This is a genomic window from Methylobacterium sp. A54F (assembly GCF_053346035.1).
This window is the reverse complement of sequence record NZ_JBKFBF010000002.1, coordinates 87,520-104,076: the sequence shown is the minus strand read 5'-3', so window position 1 is coordinate 104,076 and position 16,557 is coordinate 87,520. Positions and strand designations below refer to the sequence as shown.

17 protein-coding genes are annotated in these 16,557 nt (G+C 72.5%); 11 read left to right on the top strand and 6 right to left on the bottom strand.

All coding sequences use genetic code 11. The features are described 5' to 3' along the window. The first annotated feature begins 109 nt into the window (after positions 1-109). The 4 genes from nadA to ACLBXP_RS04165 all read left to right on the top strand — a co-directional run bounded on the left by nadA (position 110) and on the right by ACLBXP_RS04165 (position 5,080). Positions 110-1,141, top strand: a complete 1,032-nt coding sequence (nadA, locus tag ACLBXP_RS04180; RefSeq protein WP_447666313.1) for a quinolinate synthase NadA — start codon at positions 110-112, stop codon at positions 1,139-1,141. Next, the gene (locus tag ACLBXP_RS04175; protein WP_447666312.1) at positions 1,138-2,670 is read left to right on the top strand and encodes an L-aspartate oxidase; all 1,533 of its coding nucleotides are present in this window, start codon (positions 1,138-1,140) and stop codon (positions 2,668-2,670) included. The genes nadA and ACLBXP_RS04175 overlap by 4 nt, the downstream gene beginning before the upstream one ends. Before the next feature lie 14 nt (positions 2,671-2,684). Next, positions 2,685-3,542 (top strand): carboxylating nicotinate-nucleotide diphosphorylase, encoded by an 858-nt coding sequence (gene nadC, locus ACLBXP_RS04170; RefSeq protein WP_447666311.1) that lies wholly within the window; start codon positions 2,685-2,687, stop codon positions 3,540-3,542. Between the two features lie 884 nt (positions 3,543-4,426). Continuing rightward, entirely contained in the window at positions 4,427-5,080 is a 654-nt protein-coding gene (locus ACLBXP_RS04165; RefSeq protein WP_447666310.1) for a L,D-transpeptidase, read from the top strand. Between the two features lie 63 nt (positions 5,081-5,143). On the opposite strand, the gene ACLBXP_RS04160 is transcribed toward ACLBXP_RS04165, so the two are convergent. Further along, on the bottom strand, positions 5,144-5,563 hold the full coding sequence (locus tag ACLBXP_RS04160) for a gamma-butyrobetaine hydroxylase-like domain-containing protein (protein WP_447666309.1): 420 nt from the start codon (positions 5,561-5,563) through the stop codon (positions 5,144-5,146). A 128-nt stretch (positions 5,564-5,691) separates the two neighbouring features. Between ACLBXP_RS04160 and moaA the strand changes: the two genes are divergently transcribed. Further along, a complete protein-coding gene (gene moaA / locus ACLBXP_RS04155; protein ID WP_447666308.1) occupies positions 5,692-6,735 on the top strand; it encodes a GTP 3',8-cyclase MoaA in 1,044 nt (347 codons plus the stop codon). A gap of 75 nt (positions 6,736-6,810) precedes the next feature. Here the strand turns inward: moaA and ACLBXP_RS04150 are convergent, their stop codons facing one another. Genes ACLBXP_RS04150 through ACLBXP_RS04140 form a run of 3 tightly spaced genes read right to left on the bottom strand, consistent with a single transcriptional unit; the run spans position 6,811 to position 8,864 of the window. Beyond that, complete coding sequence (locus ACLBXP_RS04150) at positions 6,811-7,443, bottom strand: TPM domain-containing protein (protein ID WP_447666307.1); 633 nt, start codon at positions 7,441-7,443, stop codon at positions 6,811-6,813. Then, positions 7,433-8,209, bottom strand: a complete 777-nt coding sequence (locus ACLBXP_RS04145) for a TPM domain-containing protein (protein WP_447666713.1) — start codon at positions 8,207-8,209, stop codon at positions 7,433-7,435. Before ACLBXP_RS04145 ends, ACLBXP_RS04150 begins: the two co-directional genes overlap by 11 nt. A gap of 25 nt (positions 8,210-8,234) precedes the next feature. Continuing rightward, positions 8,235-8,864 carry a LemA family protein gene (locus ACLBXP_RS04140; RefSeq protein ID WP_447666306.1) on the bottom strand — a complete coding sequence of 210 codons (630 nt, stop codon included), beginning with the start codon at positions 8,862-8,864 and terminating at the stop codon, positions 8,235-8,237. A gap of 122 nt (positions 8,865-8,986) precedes the next feature. On the opposite strand from ACLBXP_RS04140, the gene ACLBXP_RS04135 reads away from it, so the two are divergent. The 3 genes from ACLBXP_RS04135 to ACLBXP_RS04125 all read left to right on the top strand — a co-directional run bounded on the left by ACLBXP_RS04135 (position 8,987) and on the right by ACLBXP_RS04125 (position 12,435). After that, positions 8,987-9,757 (top strand): 3'-5' exonuclease, encoded by a 771-nt coding sequence (locus ACLBXP_RS04135; protein WP_447666305.1) that lies wholly within the window; start codon positions 8,987-8,989, stop codon positions 9,755-9,757. A gap of 82 nt (positions 9,758-9,839) precedes the next feature. Beyond that, on the top strand, positions 9,840-10,154 hold the full coding sequence (locus ACLBXP_RS04130) for a SelT/SelW/SelH family protein (RefSeq protein WP_447666304.1): 315 nt from the start codon (positions 9,840-9,842) through the stop codon (positions 10,152-10,154). A 55-nt stretch (positions 10,155-10,209) separates the two neighbouring features. Further along, positions 10,210-12,435: an HWE histidine kinase domain-containing protein gene (locus ACLBXP_RS04125; protein WP_447666303.1), complete on the top strand. Its 2,226-nt coding sequence runs from the start codon at positions 10,210-10,212 to the stop codon at positions 12,433-12,435. A 6-nt stretch (positions 12,436-12,441) separates the two neighbouring features. Here the strand turns inward: ACLBXP_RS04125 and ACLBXP_RS04120 are convergent, their stop codons facing one another. Beyond that, positions 12,442-13,431 carry an NUDIX hydrolase gene (locus ACLBXP_RS04120; protein WP_447666302.1) on the bottom strand — a complete coding sequence of 330 codons (990 nt, stop codon included), beginning with the start codon at positions 13,429-13,431 and terminating at the stop codon, positions 12,442-12,444. 226 nt (positions 13,432-13,657) lie between these two features. Between ACLBXP_RS04120 and thiE the strand changes: the two genes are divergently transcribed. From thiE to ACLBXP_RS04105, 3 genes are all read left to right on the top strand, one after another. Next, positions 13,658-14,341, top strand: coding sequence for a thiamine phosphate synthase (gene thiE, locus ACLBXP_RS04115; RefSeq protein ID WP_447666301.1), 684 nt, complete (start codon positions 13,658-13,660; stop codon positions 14,339-14,341). Continuing rightward, positions 14,338-15,144 (top strand): bifunctional hydroxymethylpyrimidine kinase/phosphomethylpyrimidine kinase, encoded by an 807-nt coding sequence (gene thiD, locus ACLBXP_RS04110; RefSeq protein ID WP_447666300.1) that lies wholly within the window; start codon positions 14,338-14,340, stop codon positions 15,142-15,144. The genes thiE and thiD overlap by 4 nt, the downstream gene beginning before the upstream one ends. A gap of 107 nt (positions 15,145-15,251) precedes the next feature. Continuing rightward, on the top strand, positions 15,252-15,881 hold the full coding sequence (locus ACLBXP_RS04105) for a helix-turn-helix domain-containing protein (protein ID WP_447666712.1): 630 nt from the start codon (positions 15,252-15,254) through the stop codon (positions 15,879-15,881). 22 nt (positions 15,882-15,903) lie between these two features. Here the strand turns inward: ACLBXP_RS04105 and ACLBXP_RS04100 are convergent, their stop codons facing one another. Further along, a complete protein-coding gene (locus tag ACLBXP_RS04100; protein ID WP_447666299.1) occupies positions 15,904-16,479 on the bottom strand; it encodes an ABC-type transport auxiliary lipoprotein family protein in 576 nt (191 codons plus the stop codon). Between the last annotated feature and the right edge of the window lie 78 nt (positions 16,480-16,557).

Here is a 16,557-nt window from a genome sequence, read left to right as displayed (position 1 = left end):
ATCGCGCCGCAAAATGTTATGCTCAGTCTCAGCATATCTGGACAGGAGGCCCGAGCGCGCCTAAGTTAGGCGGCACAATGCTCAAAGTGAGCATAATGAGGAGGACGCAATGGCGGCCACCACGCTCCCGCTGACCCGGGCCCGCACGCCTCTCGAAGCACCCGGCGCGCTCCCGCTGCCCGAGATCTACGCGCGGGTGAGCCGCCACGTCCCGGCGATCGAGTGGCCCGCCATGGCGCCCGACATCGAGGCGATCCTGCGGCTGAAGCGCGAGCGCAACGCCGTGATCCTCGCCCACAACTACCAGGCGCCCGAGATCTTCCACACGGTGGCGGACATCGTGGGCGACAGCCTGGCGCTGGCCCGCGAGGCCGCGAAGGTGGAGGCCGAGGTGATCGTGCTCGCCGGCGTCCACTTCATGGCCGAGACCGCCAAGCTCCTCAACCCGGGCAAGACCGTGCTGATCCCCGACGACCGGGCGGGCTGCTCGCTGGCCGATTCGATCACAGCGGCCGACGTGCGGGCCCTGCGCGCCCGCTACCCCGGCGTGCCGGTGGTGACCTACGTCAACACCTCGGCGGCCGTGAAGGCCGAATCCGACCTGTGCTGCACCTCGGGCAACGCCGTCGAGGTGATCCGCTCCCTCGGTGCGCCCCGCGTGCTGATGATCCCGGACGAGTTCCTGGCCCAGAACGTCCAGGCGGCGCTCCCCGAGATCGAGATCCTGACCTGGGCCGGCCACTGCGAGGTGCACGAGCGCTTCACCCCGGCCGACATCCGCGAGGTGCGCGACGCCTATCCGGGCGTCACCGTGATCGCGCACCCCGAATGCTCGCCGGAGGTGGTGGCGGAGTCGGACTTCTCGGGCTCGACCGCGATGATGATGGACTTCGTGGAGCGGAAGCGCCCGCCCCAGGTCGTCCTCGTCACGGAATGCTCGATGGCCGACAACATCGCGGCGGCGAACCCCGACATCGAGTTCATCAAGCCCTGCAACATGTGCCCGCACATGAAGCGCATGAGCCTGAAGAACATCCGCTTCGCGCTGGAGACGATGACCCAGGAGGTCACCGTCGACCCGGCGCTCGCCGACCGGGCGCGCGCCGCGGTCGAGCGCATGCTCGCGGTCAAGACCCGATGAACGCCCTCTGCCGCAACCCGGCCGACCGCGTGGTGGTGGTGGGGTCCGGCGTCGCCGGCCTCGCCACCGCCCTGCGGCTCAGCCCCCGGCCCGTCACCCTCGTCACGGAGGGGTCCCTCGGACTCGGCACCGCCACGGGCTGGGCGCAAGGGGGAATCGCCGCGGCCATCGGCGCGGACGACGCGCCGGAGCTCCACGCCGCCGATACCTGCGCGGCGGGCGCCGGCCTCACCGATCCGGCGGTGGCGCTTCGCGTCGCGGCCGCCGGCCCCGGCCTGATCGGCTGGCTCCTGGAGCAGGGCATCCGGTTCGACCGCACCGAGGCGGGCGCCCTCGCCCTCGGCCTCGAGGCGGCGCACGGGCGCCGCCGGATCGTGCGGGCCGGCGGCGACGCCACCGGGCGCTTCGTCCTCGAAGGCCTGATCCGGGCCGTGCAGCGCACCGCCTCGATCGAGGTGGTGGAGGCCTCCGCCCGCGACCTCCTGCGCGACGAGAACGGCGCCGTGGCGGGCCTCGTCTGCGAGCGGGACGGCGAGCCCTTCCGCCTCCCGGCCCGGGCCGTGGTGCTCGCCACCGGCGGCCTCGGCGCGCTCTACGCCGCGACCACCAACCCGCGCGGCGCCACCGGCCGCGGTCTCGCCCTCGCGGCACGGGCCGGCGCGGTCCTGCGCGACCTCGAATTCGTGCAGTTCCACCCGACCGCGATCGCGGTGGGCGCCGACCCGATGCCGCTCGCCACCGAGGCCCTGCGGGGGGAGGGCGCGCGGCTCGTCGACGATCTCGGCGAGCCCGTCATGGCCGGCATCACCGGCGGCGACCTCGCCCCGCGGGACGTGGTGGCGCGCGCGATCTTCGGGGCGGTCGCCCGCGGGCGCCGCGTCTTCCTCGACACACGCGGCAGCCTGGGGCGGCGGATGCCGACCCGCTTCCCCACTGTCGCGTCCCTCTGCGCGGCGGCCGGGATCGACCCGGCCGAGCAGGCGATCCCGGTGCGGCCGGCGGCCCACTACCACATGGGCGGCATCCGCGTTGACGCCACCGGGGCGAGCTCGGTGCCGGGCCTCTACGCCTGCGGCGAGGTCGCCTCGACGGGGCTGCACGGCGCGAACCGCCTCGCCAGCAACTCGCTCCTCGAAGCGCTCGCCTACGCGGCCTGGATCGCCGACGGCCTCGACGCGCCCCCGCCCGCGCCGATCGTCTCGACGGCCCCACGGCCCGCCGCGCGAAGCGACCTCGCGGCGATCCGCGGCCTGATGGACCGCCGGGTCGGCGTGGTGCGCGACGCCGCCGGCCTCGCCGAGGCGGTGGCGGCTCTGCGGCCCCGCGCAATGGCCGACGACGCCGCCCTCGTGGCGCTGCTGGTCGCCGAGGCGGCCCTGTCCCGCGAGGAGAGCCGCGGCGCGCACTGGCGCTCGGACTTCCCGTCCGCGGCGACCCCGCGCCACAGCGAGACGCCTTGCGCCGAGCCTGGCGCCGAGATTGGCGTCGAGTCCGATGCGGAGCGGGCCGAGCCCGCCCTCACGCCCTGACAGCAGGATACCCCATGCGCGACGCCCTCCTGCCCCTGCCGCGGCTCCTCGTGGAGCCGATCGTGCGCGCCGCCCTCCTGGAGGACCTCGGGCGGGCGGGCGACATCACCACCGACGCCATCGTGCCGGCGACGGCCACCCTCGACGCGGTCATCGCCGCCCGCCAGGAGGGCGTCGTCGCGGGCACCGACGCGGCGGCCATCGCCTTCGGGCTGATCGATCCCGCCGTCCGGGTCAGCGTCGAGCGTCCGGACGGGAGCCCCGTCGCGCCGGGCGACGTGGTGATCCGCCTCGCGGGCCCCGCCCGCGCGATTCTGACCGCCGAGCGGGTCGCCCTGAACCTGCTCTGCCGCCTCTCCGGCGTCGCGACCGCGACCGCGGGACTGGTCGAGGCCGCGCGGCCGCACGGCAGGGCGAAGATCGTCTGCACGCGCAAGACCACGCCGGGCCTGCGCGCCCTGGAGAAGCACGCGGTGCGCGCCGGCGGCGGCTCCAACCACCGCTTCGGCCTCGACGACGCGGTGCTGATCAAGGACAACCACGTCGCCGTGGCGGGGGGGATCGTGCCCGCGATCGAGCGCGCCCGCGCCCATACGGGCCACCTCGTGAAGATCGAGGTGGAGGTGGACACGCTGGAGCAGCTCGACCAGGCGCTGTCGGTCGGCGCCGACGCGGTGCTCCTCGACAACATGAGCCCGGACCAGCTCCGCCGGGCGGTGGCGATGATCGACGGCCGGGCCATCGCCGAGGCGTCGGGGCGCATCAACCGCGAGACGGTCGGCGCCGTCGCGGCCACGGGGGTCGACCTGATCTCCTGCGGCTGGATCACCCACAGCGCCGCCATCATCGACCTCGGCCTGGACGAGGCCTGAGCGGGTCGCCGGGCGGGGACCATGCCTGCGGACCCGAGGTGAGCCCTGCGGAAGGCGCCGAGCCGTGCCGGGGCGCGCGAAGGCGCCTTCCGGTTGATCTTGAGATCCCTGGATGCCTCCTTCGAGGCTCCGCTTCGCTGCGCACCTCAGGATGAGGTCGCGGTTGGGGGACGGGCCAGCACAGGGCTTCTCCAACCCACCCACCTCATCCTGAGGTGCCCCCGCAAGGGGGCCTCGAAGGAGGCCTCCAGGGATCGCGCAGCCGCTGGAGCCCTCCTTGAAGGTCGCTCGATCGCGATAGGATCACGGCGGGCAGGGGTGGCGACGGTCGATGGTCGATGGTCGAAGCCCCCGTCCGACGATCCGAGGTACCAACCGGACCACGCATCCTCGCCGATACCAGAGCCGCCTCGCCGGGCGCTCCGCAGAAGAACGCGCTCCCGACCTGCGTGGAGCGCGCTGTAGAGGTGGCCCGCAGTCTCAGGGAACGGGCCGGACGACCCTAATCGTCTTCGTCGCTTTGGTCGACCAGATATTGAATGCAGATATGCCGTCCGCACACGGCATCGAACGCCCGGGCATTCCACTGGGCCCCGCCTCCGAGCCACCTGCATCTCGCCACGAAACCGCCCCGGCGCGCCGGAGCGAGCAAGTCGAATTCCCTCGCGAAATCCATGAGCTAGCGCGAAAGCGCGCGGAATCTACGGCAAAGCTGCCACAGTGTGGCCACAGGGTCACGGAGCGGTTCGAAGCGCCGATCCCGCGGGTTTTAGGCTTGGCTTTGACGCCCCGACGTTTACCCCTTGGCGACGCATGGCACGGCATCGTGCCCCGAGTTCCAATCCCGCGTTTTCATTGATTCCGCCTGTCTTTGAGAGGCTTCGATGCGTCGTTCCGCTCCCGCACTCGTGGGGCTCGTCTGCGCGGCTGCCGCGTGGGCCTCGCCCGCACTCGCCTATGAGATCGATCCGCTGACGCGCCAGCCGCTGGACAACGCGCTCAGCGTCCGCGTGCGTCCCCAGGCGGTCGCCGTGCCCACCGCCAACGCGTCCCTCAACACGGCCGACCCGATGGCCTCCGCGGTGCCGCAGATGTCGGCCATCGCGCGCGAGACCGTCGCCTACGCCGGGCCCTACGGTGCCGGCACGATCGTGGTGTCGACCGCCGAGCGGCGCCTCTACTACGTGCTCGGCGACGGCCAGGCGCTGCGCTACGGCGTCGGCGTCGGCCGCCCGGGCTTCACCTGGGGCGGCGTGCAGACCATCACGATGAAGCGGGAGTGGCCGGATTGGCGCCCGCCGGCCACCATGCTGCGCCGCCGGCCCGACCTGCCGCGCTACATGAAGGGCGGCCTGGAGAACCCGCTCGGCGCCCGCGCCATGTATCTCGGCGGCTCGATCTATCGCATCCACGGCTCCAACGAGCCGGAGACAATCGGCACCGCCGTGTCGTCGGGCTGCATCCGCATGACCAACGAGGACGTCACCGACCTCTACACCCGCGCCAAAGTCGGCACCCGGGTGGTGGTCCAGCGCTGAGGCGTCGATCGTTCGGTGAGTTGCGGGGGGCCGGCGGCGACGCCGGCCCCTTCGCGTTCCGGCTCAGTGGCAGCCGCACCCGCTGCCGCAGGACCCGCCCGAGGCCTTCGCGGCCCCCCGGGTCGGGGCACGGGCGAGGCCGCGCTCCTCCAGCTCGGTGAGGTAGGTGGCCCAGCGGCTCGCCTGGTCGCGCCCGAGGGCGTGCAGGTAGTCCCAGCCGTAGATGCCGGTGTCGTGCATGTCGTCGAAGCGCAGCTTCACCGCGTAGTTGCCGATCGGCTCGACGGCGAGGATCATCACCTCGGCCTTGCCGCCGATCACCTTGCGCTCCGCGGGCGAATGCCCCTGCACCTCGGCGGAGGGGCTCGACACCCGCAGGTACTCGGCCGGCAGCGCGAAGCGCCCGCCATCCTCGAAGGCGACCTCGAGGACGCGCTTGTCACCCGACAGCCGAATCTCGGTCGGCCAGCATTCCGTGCTCATTCGTCCGGCTCCCGCCCTATCCCCCGCGCTTGCTCGCGGGGAGGCTACGCCTCATATGCGGTGCCATGCTAGGTTCGTCACCCGACCGTCCCGCAGAAACCCCGTCACACCCGAGTGCAGAGTCGCGCATGTGGGGTCCCCGCACCGAGGCCCAAAGTTCAGGGACGCAGAGTTCCGTCGCGCCGCTGATCGACCCGTTCCAGCGGGCGATCACCTACCTGCGCATCTCCGTCACGGACCGGTGCGACCTGCGCTGCGTCTACTGCATGTCGGAGGAGATGAACTTCCTCCCGAAGCGCGACCTGCTGACCCTGGAGGAGCTCGACCGGCTCTGCGGCGTGTTCATCGCCCGCGGCGTGCGCAAGCTGCGCATCACGGGCGGCGAGCCGCTGGTGCGGCGCGACATCATGCACCTGTTCCGCCGCCTCTCGCGCCACCTCGACACCGGCGCGCTCGACGAGCTGACCCTCACCACCAACGGCACGCAGCTCGGCCGCTTCGCCCCGGAGCTCGCCGCCCTCGGGGTGCGCCGGATCAACGTCTCCCTCGACACGCTCGATCAGGACAAGTTCCGGGCGATCACCCGGCGCGGGGACCTGCAAACCGTGCTCGACGGCATCGCCACCGCCCGGGCGAGCGGCATCAAGGTCAAGATCAACGCCGTCGCCCTGAAGGGCGTCAACGAGGACGAGATCGCCGGGATGATCGCCTGGGCCCACGGGCTCGGCATGGACATGACCCTCATCGAGGTGATGCCCCTCGGCGAGGTCGAGGGCGACCGCACCGACCAGTTCCTGCCGCTCTCCGTGGCGCGGGCGCGCCTTGAGAGCCGCTACACCCTGACACCGCTGCCCGACCGCACCGGCGGCCCGGCCCGCTACGTCCGGGTCGAGGAGACCGGCGGCCGGCTCGGCTTCATCACGCCGCTGACGCACAATTTCTGCGAGAGCTGCAACAGGGTGCGCCTGACCTGCACGGGCAAGTTGTACATGTGCCTCGGCCAGGAGGATGCCGCCGATCTGCGCGCCGCCCTGCGCGCCTCCCCCGACGACGCCCTCGTCACGGCGGCCGTGGTGGAGGCGATCGCCCGCAAGCCCAAGGGTCACGACTTCATCATCGAGCGGGCCCGTCCGGCGGCGGTGCCCCGGCACATGAGCGTCACGGGCGGCTGACCCCCGTCGCCCCGGATAGCCGCCGGACAGCCGCCGGACACCGCCCGGACACGCGCCGGACAGGGTTGTCCGCCCTCAGTCGGACTCGATGATCACCCTGTTGGGCAGCTCGTCCGGGTTCGCCGCCCCGGCGGGCAGCACCCCGGCCAGGATCGTGCCGAGCGCCTCCACCGCCCGCACCAGCCCGGCCTCGTCCTCGCCCCGGCGCAGCGCCTCGATCAGGTCGGCGACGACCGCCGTCCAGGGCTCCGGGCCGACCCGCGCCAGCACCCCCGAATCGGCAACGATCTCGGCGTGCCGCTCGGCCGCCGCGAGGTAGATCAGCACCCCGGTTCGACCCTGCGTCCGGGTGAGCCCGCGGGTCCAGAAGGCGAGCCGCGCCGCATCGGCGGCCCGGCTGCGGCGCAGGGATCGCGGCACGAAGGCGAGGCGCAGGCCCTCGTGGAGCAACACGAGCAGGATCGCCAGCACCGCGCCGGCCTGCGCCAGCAGGATCGCGGCAGTGCTGAGCGCGGTCAGCCACAGGAGCGCCCAGGGCAGCGCCAGGCCGCCCAGGAGCGCCACGAGGAGCGCGACCTTGCGGTAGCGCGCCGCCCGGGCGCTCACCATCACGACGATCTCGGCGGAGGTCCCGGCCTCCGCCCGGCCAATCGCGGCCGCGATGCCGGCGCGCGCTGCCTCGGACAGGCGGACGGGCTCACCAGTCACCGGATGCCCCCCCGCCGCCGGACGACCCGCCGCCGCCCGAGAAACCGCTGTCGGAAAATCCCCCCGAACCGCCGCCGTAGCCGCCGGAGACGCCGCCGCTCCATCCGCCGCCGAAGGAGCCCGGCAGCACGATCACGCCGCCGCGCCGACCCCTGCGGCCGCCGCTCATGCGCCAGAACACGAAGACGATGACGATGAAAACGAGAAGTGTCGCAATCACTTGGGCCGGGTCGGCCTCGTCGTTGCGGACCTCGGCGCGGCGATGCCACGTCTCGGCGTCACCGCCCAGGATGGACAGGATCGCGTCGAGCCCGGCCTCGATCCCGCCGCCGTAGTCCCCGGACTTGAAGCGCGGGGCGATCGCCGTCGTGATGATGACCTTCGACAGAGCGTCGGTCAGCGCCCCTTCGAGGCCGTAGCCCACCTCGATGCGGACCTTGCGCTCGGACGGGGCCACGAGGAGCAGCACGCCGTTGTCGTTCTTGCGGCTGCCGAGCCCCCAGGCCCGGAACAGGCGGTTGGCGAAATCCTCGACCGTGGTCCCCTGGAGGCTCTTCACGGTCGCGACGACGACCTGGTCGGAGGTCTTGTCCTCGTAGGCCTTGAGCTTCGCGTCGAGCCGTTCGCGGGTCGCGGCGTCGAGGAGGCCCGCGCCGTCGACCACGCGCCCCGTGAGCGCCGGCAGGGCGAGCTCCGCCGCGGCGCCGCCGGCGACGCCGAGCAGGATGAGGAGCACGAAGCAGCGACGCAGGACGCCGCCGGTCATCGCGGGCACCCGCGGCGATCCGCGCCTAGAACTTCACGTTCGGCGGCCGGTCGGCGTTCGGCGTCGAGGTGAACGTCTCCATCGGCTTCGACTCGGGGTAGAACCAGCCCGCGATCCAGCGACCCGGAATGGTGCGGATCTCGGTGTTGTAGGCCTGCACGGCCCCGATGTAGTCGCGCCGCGCGACGGCGATCCGGTTCTCGGTGCCTTCGAGCTGCGACTGCAGGGCCAGGAAGTTCTGGTTGGACTTCAGGTCCGGGTAGCGCTCGACCGTCACGAGGAGGCGGCCCAGCGCGCCCGAGAGCTGGTTCTGCGCGTCCTGGAAGGCCTTGAACTTCTGCGGATCGCTCACCGTCCCGGCATCGACCTGGATGCTCGACGCCTTGGCGCGCGCCTCGGCGACGCCCGTCAGCACGTCCTTCTCCTGCTGGGCGTAGCCCTTCACGGTCTCGACGAGGTTCGGGATCAGGTCGGCCCGCCGCTGGTACTGGTTCTGGACCTGGCTCCAGGCGGACTTCGCCTGCTCCTCCAGCGTCGGGACCCGGTTGATCGCGCCGCACCCTGAGAGGCAGGACGCGAACAGGGCCGCGACGAACGCGCCGAAGATCCGGGCCGCCAGCGGTGTCCGGCGCGGCATGACGAAGCTGTGGGACATGGTGGACGCGCTCCTCGTGGCCGCAGCTTGGCCCTGTCGTCGTGCGACAGATAGGCATGGGTGCGCGGCTTTGCAGCCTCCGCCGTTTCGGCGGCCGGGCGCTCGCGCCATATCGGGCCGAGATGCTGCCCGATCCCACCGCCGTCATCCGCGTCGTCGACCTCGAGACCACCGGCTCGCGCCTCCGGAGCGACGCCGTCATCGAGATCGGCTGGCAGGACGTCGAGTGCCGCGCGGGAACCTGGCAGGTGGGGCCGGAGCGCGGGGCGCGCTACGTCGACCCGCAGCGCCCCATCCCGGCCCGGACGCAGGCGGTGCATCACATCCTCGACGAGCACGTGGCCGGCGCGCCGCCCTGGATGGAGACCGCACCCGGCATCCTGCGTCCGCCCGGCCGGCCGCTCACTGCCCTCGCCGCCCACCGGGCCGCCTTCGAGCGGCGCTGGTGCCGAAGCGCGCTCACGGGCGGCGTACCCTGGATCTGCACCTACAAATGCGCCCTGCGGCTGTGGCCGGACGAGCCCTCGCACGCGAACCAGGCCCTGCGATACGCCCGCCGCCCCGCTGGCCTCGACCAGGCAGCCGGGCTGCCGGCCCACCGGGCCGGGCCGGACGCCTACGTGAGCGCCCACCTCCTGCGGGAGATGCTGCGGGAGGCCGAGATCGCCACGCTGATCGCCTGGACGAGGGCGCCCGCGCTGCTGCCGCGCGTCACCTTCGGCGAGAACCGGGGGCGCCGCTGGGACGCGATGAGCGACGCCTTCGTGCGGAGCGTCATCGAGCGCGGCGGCTACGACGCCGATATCCGCTACACCGCCCGCCAGCAGCTCGCCCTGCGAACCGGAACGGAGCTGGCCCCCGCACCCGAGGCGCAGGCCAGCCTGCCCGTGTGATCAGGCTCCGCGCCGCGCCAGCACGGCCGCAATCGGCCCGCGCCCGGTTGACAAGGGAAGGGGCTCGGTGCGCTTTGAACCCATGGAAGAGACGCCCCAGACCACGCCGGGCAAGCCGCGGGTCGCCATCACCTACTGCACCCAGTGCAACTGGTTGCTGCGGGCAGCCTGGATGGCGCAGGAACTCCTGTCGACCTTCCGGGACGACCTCGGGGAGGTGGCGCTGGTCCCGGCGCAGGGGGGTGCTTTCAACGTCATGGTCGGCCGGGAGACGATCTGGGAACGCGTTCGCGACGGCGGGTTTCCGGACGTGAAGGCGCTGAAGCAGCGCGTCCGGGACTGCCTCGACCCCGGGCGGGACCTCGGCCATATCGACCGGCCGACCCGCGGAACCTGAGCATGCGCGCCATCCATCCGAATCTGCGGCACGGGCTGCACGCGAGCCGACGAGCATGGCCGTGACCGGCGAGGTCGATCCCCAGGCGGCACAGCCCGACGGGCTCGGCGAACGCGCGGCGGCACCCGCCCGCGGGGCCTTTCCGCGCCTGGCGCAGCGGGGCTTCTCGACGCAGGTCTACCTGATCGCGCTCGTGGTGGCCCTGATCGGCCCCGGCCTGATCTTCACCGCGATCCTGCTGATGCGCTACGCCTCCGCGGAGCGGGCCCGCTTCGAGCAGGACGCACGGGAGAACGTGCGCGGAATCGCCCTCTCGCTCGACCGCGACACCGCGGGCCTCGTCTCGGTCCTGCAGACGCTCGCGACCTCGCCGCGCCTGCGCGAGGGCGAGTTCGAGGCCTTCGACGCGCAGGCACGGCTGGTGCGCGACGCGATCGACCTCGACATCGTCCTGCGCAAGGCCGACGGCCAGCAGGTGGTCAACACGGGCGTCAAGCGGGGCGCTCCGCTGCCGATCTCGGCCCTTCCCTTCGACAAGGAGATCACCTCGGGCACGCAGCGCGCCATGGTGTCGGGCCTGATGCCCGGTGCGGCCCCCGGGCAGGCGAGCTACGCGGTCGCGGTGCCGGTCCAGGTCGACGGCGAGGTCGGCTACATCCTGAGCTTTGCGGCTCCGCTCGCGCGCCTGCAATCGATCCTGGCCCGCGAAGTCGTCGAGGGCTGGACGACCGGCATCTCGGATCGCGAGGGCACCGTCCTCGCGCGCCTTCCCGACCCCTCCGTGGTCGGCCAGCCGCGGCTCAACAGCCTGCGCCAGATCCAGACCGATACGCCAGGCGTCTGGGAGGGCAAGGACCGCCAGCGCCGCCCGGTCATCGTCGTGGAGGCACGCTCCCGCCTCACCGGATGGACGGTCGGAGCCAGCATCCCGCAGGCCCTCGTGGACGCCCGCCTGCGCCGCTGGATCTGGGCCTTCGGCGGCTTCGGGCTCCTCGTCCTCGCCACCTCCTCGGCGCTCGCGGTCAACCTGTGGTCCCGCGTGTCGCGCCCCCTGCGGCAGCTCGCGGCGTCCGGCCCGGCCCTCGCACGGGGCGAGGCGATCCCGCGGGTCGCCTCGCCGGTGCACGAGATCCGCCGGCTCGGCGACGTCCTTTCCGAGGCATCCCTGCGGCTGCGCACCCGCGGCGAGGAGCGCGACCGGGCGCTCGCCGAGACGCGGCGCGGCCTGTCGGCCCTGCGCGAGAGCGAGGCGCGGTTCCGCCACATGGCGGATTCGGCGCCGGCGCTGATCTGGATGACCGACGAGCACGCCTCGGTGATCTTCGCCAACATGCATTTCGACCACATGTTCGGGCTCCCGGCCTCGGAGCTCGCGAACGACGGCTGGCACCGGATCATCTACCCGCCGGACCTCGACGAATTCTCGACGAACTTCGCGGATGCCTTCGCGGCGCGGGTCCCGTTCCGGATGGAGGTCCGGGTGGTCGATCAGGACGGCAACGTGCGCTGGCTGCGCTGCGAGGGCGTGCCGCGCCTCGACGACGCCGGCACCTTCCTGGGCTACACCGGCTGCAACGTCGACATCACCGATGCGAAGCAGGCCGAGGAGCACCTGCTGCTCCTGATCCACGAGCTGAACCACCGGGTGAAGAACACCCTGGCCACCGTCCAGTCCATCGCCGGGCAGTCGCTGCGCCGGCTCGACGGCGACGAGGCCAGCGCGGCGCGCGCCGCCTTCGAGGCGCGCCTCCTCGCCCTCGCGCGCGTGCACGACGTCCTGACGCGGGAGAGCTGGGAGGGCGCCGAGCTCGGCACGGTGGTGGCGGACGCGATCCGCCCCCTCGACACCGCGGAAGGCGTGCGCTCCCGGTTCAGCGCCTCCGGTCCGCCGCTCCGCCTGCCGCCGCGCCTCGCGCTCTCCATCGCCATGGCGCTGCACGAGCTCGGCACCAATGCCGTCAAGTACGGCGCGCTGTCCCGCGAGGGCGGCACCGTCGACATCACGTGGTCGGTGCGGCGCGACGACGAAGGCGAGATCCGCCTGTTCCTGCGCTGGACCGAGCGGGGCGGTCCGCCGGTGACGCAGCCCACCCGCACGGGTTTCGGCTCGCGGCTGATTGAGCGCAGCCTCGCGCGGGAGCTCGCCGGCACGGTGGAGCTGCTATTCGCCCCGGGCGGCGTGGTCTGCACCATCGAGGCACCCGTGCCGCCGCCGGGACTTCTGGAGCGCAGAACCGGCATCGCGCCGCCCAAGCCCGCGCCCTTGCAGCTGCCGGGCTGAAGCTTCTCAGGGAACCCGCCGGGTCGGCGTCAGGCGCAAGCCCGGCGCCGGACGCTCGAGCAGCACCTCGCGGCGGAAACGAACGAGCCTCGCCGGCCGGCCCGCCTGGCCGCTCGTGACCGCGTCGGTCTCCTCAACGAGGCCCTGCTGCGCGACGAGGCGGCGGAAGTTCTGCTTGTGCAACTCCGTCCCCGACAGGGCCTCGACGGTGCGCTGAAGCTGGAACAGCGTGAAGGTCGGGGGCATCAGCTCGAACACCACCGGGCGGTACTTGATCTTGCCGCGCAGGCGCCCGATCGCCGTGGCGAGCACCCGGCGATGATCGAACGCCATCGGCACGCCCGCCGGATCGCCGGGGCGGGCTGCGCCCTCGTTGCCTTCGGCCTCGGGGATGAGGCCCGCCTCGAAGAGCAGCTCGTAGCGCTCCAGCACCCGCTCCTCGTTCCAGGTGCCGCCGAACCCGAAGGTAAGGCCGATCCGGTCCTCGCGCAGGCGCCGTAGCTTCGCCTCGGCGGGCTCCGCCGCCCAGGCGCGCAGCCGCAGCTCGATCGCGTCGAGGGCCGCGGGGCGGCCGCTCCGGAAATCCTCGTAGGGCAGGTAGCGGTACCAGTTGCGCCAGGCGGCCTCGGCGAGGCCCGCGGAGCGCTCCTCCCGGACCAGGGCGAGGTAGGCGACGGAGAGCGAATGGACGCTCCCGGTGCCGGGTGCCTGCCGGTCCCGGTCGCCGAAGGTGTAGAGCTGCTCGACGTAGCCGAGGCGCTGGTGCGTCTGCCGCTCGACCCAGGCGCGCAGGCCCCGCTCCAGGGTGGCGTGCTCCGGCACCAGCGGGCCCGCAGGCAGGCCCTCCTGCCGGCCGACTGCCTGACCGGGCACCTGCACGGTGAGCGCGCGCGGCTCGCCCTCCGTCGCGGCGACGATCACCGCGACGAGGCCCACGGCGGAGGGGTTGTCGACCGTGCGCGGACCTCCGCTCGAACGCGCCTCCATCCCCGCCATCCTCGCGTGCACTCTCCGGACCCCGCCGCGAGCGAGCGCGCGACGCTGAGGTTGCTTTAGCCGTAGGACGGGCCTCGCCGTCAACGCGCGGGTCTCGGAACGCGCGGGAGAACCGGGCAGATCCCTTCGGCACGCCGCCACGGCTTGCCATCCGTCCCGTTGCCCCCCAAACCGGTCCCGCCCGGCAAACCCGGGCCTTTCGTTGGGCGGGGGCGAGGTTCGGCAGGTGAAGGGTCCGGCAGTCGATCTGAGGCTCTACGGCATCCTCGATGTCGGCGTCTGCGGCAGCGATGGGGCCCGTCTCGCCGCGATGGCGGCGGCGTCCGTAGCGGGGGGCTGCACGCTCCTGCAGTATCGCGAGAAGTCGATCGACGACGCCCGCGCGACGCTCGCGCGGATCCGCGCGATCCTCGTCGGCCTCGCGGGGCGCGCGCCCCTCCTCGTCAACGACCGGGTCGACCTTGCCCTGGCTTCTGGCGCGGCAGGCGTCCATCTCGGCCAATCGGACCTGCACCCGGCCGAGGCCCGTCGCATCCTGCCCGAGGGGGCCATCATCGGGCTGACCCTCAAAACCGGCGCCCAGGCGGACGAGCTCTACCGGCTGCCCGTGGACTACGCCTGTATCGGCGGCGTCTTCGCCACCACGAGCAAGGACAACCCGGATCCACCGGTCGGCCTCGACGGGTTCACCCGCATCGCGTTCCGGGCCCGCCTCGCCCGCGGCAGCAACCTGCCGGTGGGTGCCATCGCGGGCATCGATTCGAGCAACGCCGCCGCGGTGATCGCGGCCGGGGCGGACGGCGTAGCGGTGATCCGGGCGCTGTTCGGAGCCGACGACGTAGAGGCCCGCGCCCGCGACCTCCGCGACCGGATCGACCGGGCCTTGCAGGCCAGGGTGGGGGCGCCATGACCCCGATCGCAGTGACGATCGCAGGCTCGGATTCGGGGGGCGGAGCCGGGATCCAGGCCGATCTCAAGACCTTCTCGGCACTCGGCGTCTACGGGGCGAGCGTCATCACCGCGCTGACGGCTCAGAACACCGTCGGTGTGCAGGCCATCCATGCCGTGCCGGCGGAGTTCGTGGCGGCCCAGATCGCGAGCGTCTTCGGCGACCTCGCCGTCCGCTCCGTGAAGATGGGGATGCTGTCGACGCCGGGCGTGATCGAGACCGTTGCGGCGGGCCTGGAGGCGCAGGCCGGCGGGCTGCCGGTGATCCTCGATCCGGTCATGGTCGCGACGAGCGGAGACCGGCTGATCCCGCCGGAGGCCGTCGAGGCGCTGCGCGGCCGCCTGCTGCCGATGGCCCTCCTCGTCACGCCGAACCTGCCGGAGGCCGCGGCCCTCCTGGGCGAGCCGCTCGCCCAGGACGACGCCGAGGCCGTGGGGCAGGCGAGGCGGCTGCTCACCCTCGGGCCGGAGGCGGTCCTGGTGAAGGGCGGCCACGGCACGGGACCGCAAAGCATCGACCACCTCGTGCTGCGGGACGGCACGCATCACGCCCTGGCGGCGCCCCGCATCGCGACGCGCAACACGCACGGCACCGGCTGCACGCTCTCCTCGGCGATCGCGGCGGGACTCGCACGGGGATTGGAGTTGGTCGACGCCGTGCGCGCCGGCAAGGATTACGTCGCGGCCGCGATCGCCGCGGCCGACCGCATCGAGATCGGTCGCGGCCACGGACCGGTGCATCATTTCCATGCCCTCTGGCGCTGACGTTCCGGTTCGCGCCGCGCTTTTGCGCCTTGCGTGCCGACAGTGTTTGCGTTTGAATTAGCGTACGATCGTTCGGATAACGGAACGGTGGCGTGGATTTCGGGGCGATGCAGGATCAGGCGGAACGGATCGAGCGGGGACGCAGCCGGGATCTGCTGAGCGGGGCGCAGGTGCTGTCGGGGCAGCTCGGCAAGACGATCCAGCGGCTTCGCAAGGCCTACAACCTGTCGCTGTCCGAACTCGCCGAGCAGTCCGGCGTCGCCAAGTCGATCATCAGCCAGATCGAGCGGAACGAGACGAACCCGACGCTTGCGACCATCTGGCGCCTCAGCCAAGCCCTCGACGTCTCGATCGAGCGGGTGCTCGCCACCGGCGACGAGGAGCCCTTCATCGAGCGGTCGTCGCGGTCGGACACGCCGATCCTCGTCTCCGAGGACGGCCGCGTCCGCCTCGCCATCATCGGCTGGATCAAGACCGTCGAGTGGCTGCAATGGTACGAGGTCTCCGCCGATTCCGGCGGGGTGCTCGACTCCGATCCTCACCAGCGCGGCTCGGTGGAATCGCTCTCGGTCAGCGAGGGCTGCTTCGAGGTCGAGATCGGCGGCGTGGTCCAGCGGGCCCGGGCGGGGGAGACCCTTCGCTACCGGTGCGACCGGCCCCATACCGTGCGCTGCACCGGCGAGGCGCCCGGCCGCGCGATCATGGTGGTGATCATGAAGGCCGCCGTGATGGAGTAGGGGCCCCGGCCCCTAGGGCGGCTCAGCGCCCCGAATTCACCCAGCGCACGAGGTCGGACAGCACGATCGCAAGGGCGGCGTCGAGGCCCGCGGCTGCGCTTCCGGCATCGACTTTCTTGACGGGCACGCGGGCCTGGAAGACGCGGGCAGCGACGACCTTTCCGGTGCCCTCCGCGATCAGCTTCGAGGACATGTCCACGACGGCCTCGCCGGACCCGGCCGCGATGTCGAAGGCCCGGATCTCGCTGATCAGCTGGTAGTCCGAGACGACCTTGTCGCCCGGCCGGGTGACGGAGCGCAGGCGGCCGGAATTCTCGAGGCTCTGGATGATCCGGGTCTGGATCAGCCGGGGCAGCCGGTCGGCCCACTGGCCGCCACCCAGGAAGGAGAGGCCGCCGCCGGGCTCGCGCACGATGATGCGGTCGGCCTCGAAGGGCTGGAGGCCCACCGGCTCGGCGACCACGATCGAGCGCGCGCTCGCTGCCGCTCGCCCCGTGGCCGGCAGGGCCGCGAGGTCGAAGGTCAGGGGCGCGGCGCCGCCGCAGCCGCCGAGGGCGGCGGCGAGGACGAGCGCGAGGGCGGTGAGGCGGAGCGTCATGAAGGTATCCGGGATCTCCTGCCGCGCAGGCGCGAGACACGGATAACTACGGCAAAGCTCGAAACGTGCCGTGTGGGC

Bases quoted from the DNA above. Each gene is read 5' to 3' on its own strand.
- ACLBXP_RS04135 (WP_447666305.1), top strand. From the start codon at position 8,987: ATGCTGCCCGATCCCACCGCCGTCATCCGCGTCGTCGACCTCGAGACC.
- ACLBXP_RS04165 (WP_447666310.1), top strand. From the start codon at position 4,427: ATGCGTCGTTCCGCTCCCGCACTCGTGGGGCTCGTCTGCGCGGCTGCC.
- ACLBXP_RS04140 (WP_447666306.1), bottom strand. From the start codon at position 8,864: ATGTCCCACAGCTTCGTCATGCCGCGCCGGACACCGCTGGCGGCCCGG.
- ACLBXP_RS04145 (WP_447666713.1), bottom strand. From the start codon at position 8,209: ATGACCGGCGGCGTCCTGCGTCGCTGCTTCGTGCTCCTCATCCTGCTC.
- thiD (WP_447666300.1), top strand. From the start codon at position 14,338: ATGACCCCGATCGCAGTGACGATCGCAGGCTCGGATTCGGGGGGCGGA.
- ACLBXP_RS04160 (WP_447666309.1), bottom strand. From the start codon at position 5,563: ATGAGCACGGAATGCTGGCCGACCGAGATTCGGCTGTCGGGTGACAAG.
- ACLBXP_RS04100 (WP_447666299.1), bottom strand. From the start codon at position 16,479: ATGACGCTCCGCCTCACCGCCCTCGCGCTCGTCCTCGCCGCCGCCCTC.
- ACLBXP_RS04175 (WP_447666312.1), top strand. From the start codon at position 1,138: ATGAACGCCCTCTGCCGCAACCCGGCCGACCGCGTGGTGGTGGTGGGG.
- nadA (WP_447666313.1), top strand. From the start codon at position 110: ATGGCGGCCACCACGCTCCCGCTGACCCGGGCCCGCACGCCTCTCGAA.
- ACLBXP_RS04130 (WP_447666304.1), top strand. From the start codon at position 9,840: ATGGAAGAGACGCCCCAGACCACGCCGGGCAAGCCGCGGGTCGCCATC.
- ACLBXP_RS04105 (WP_447666712.1), top strand. From the start codon at position 15,252: ATGCAGGATCAGGCGGAACGGATCGAGCGGGGACGCAGCCGGGATCTG.
- ACLBXP_RS04125 (WP_447666303.1), top strand. From the start codon at position 10,210: ATGGCCGTGACCGGCGAGGTCGATCCCCAGGCGGCACAGCCCGACGGG.
- nadC (WP_447666311.1), top strand. From the start codon at position 2,685: ATGCGCGACGCCCTCCTGCCCCTGCCGCGGCTCCTCGTGGAGCCGATC.
- ACLBXP_RS04120 (WP_447666302.1), bottom strand. From the start codon at position 13,431: ATGGCGGGGATGGAGGCGCGTTCGAGCGGAGGTCCGCGCACGGTCGAC.
- moaA (WP_447666308.1), top strand. From the start codon at position 5,692: ATGTGGGGTCCCCGCACCGAGGCCCAAAGTTCAGGGACGCAGAGTTCC.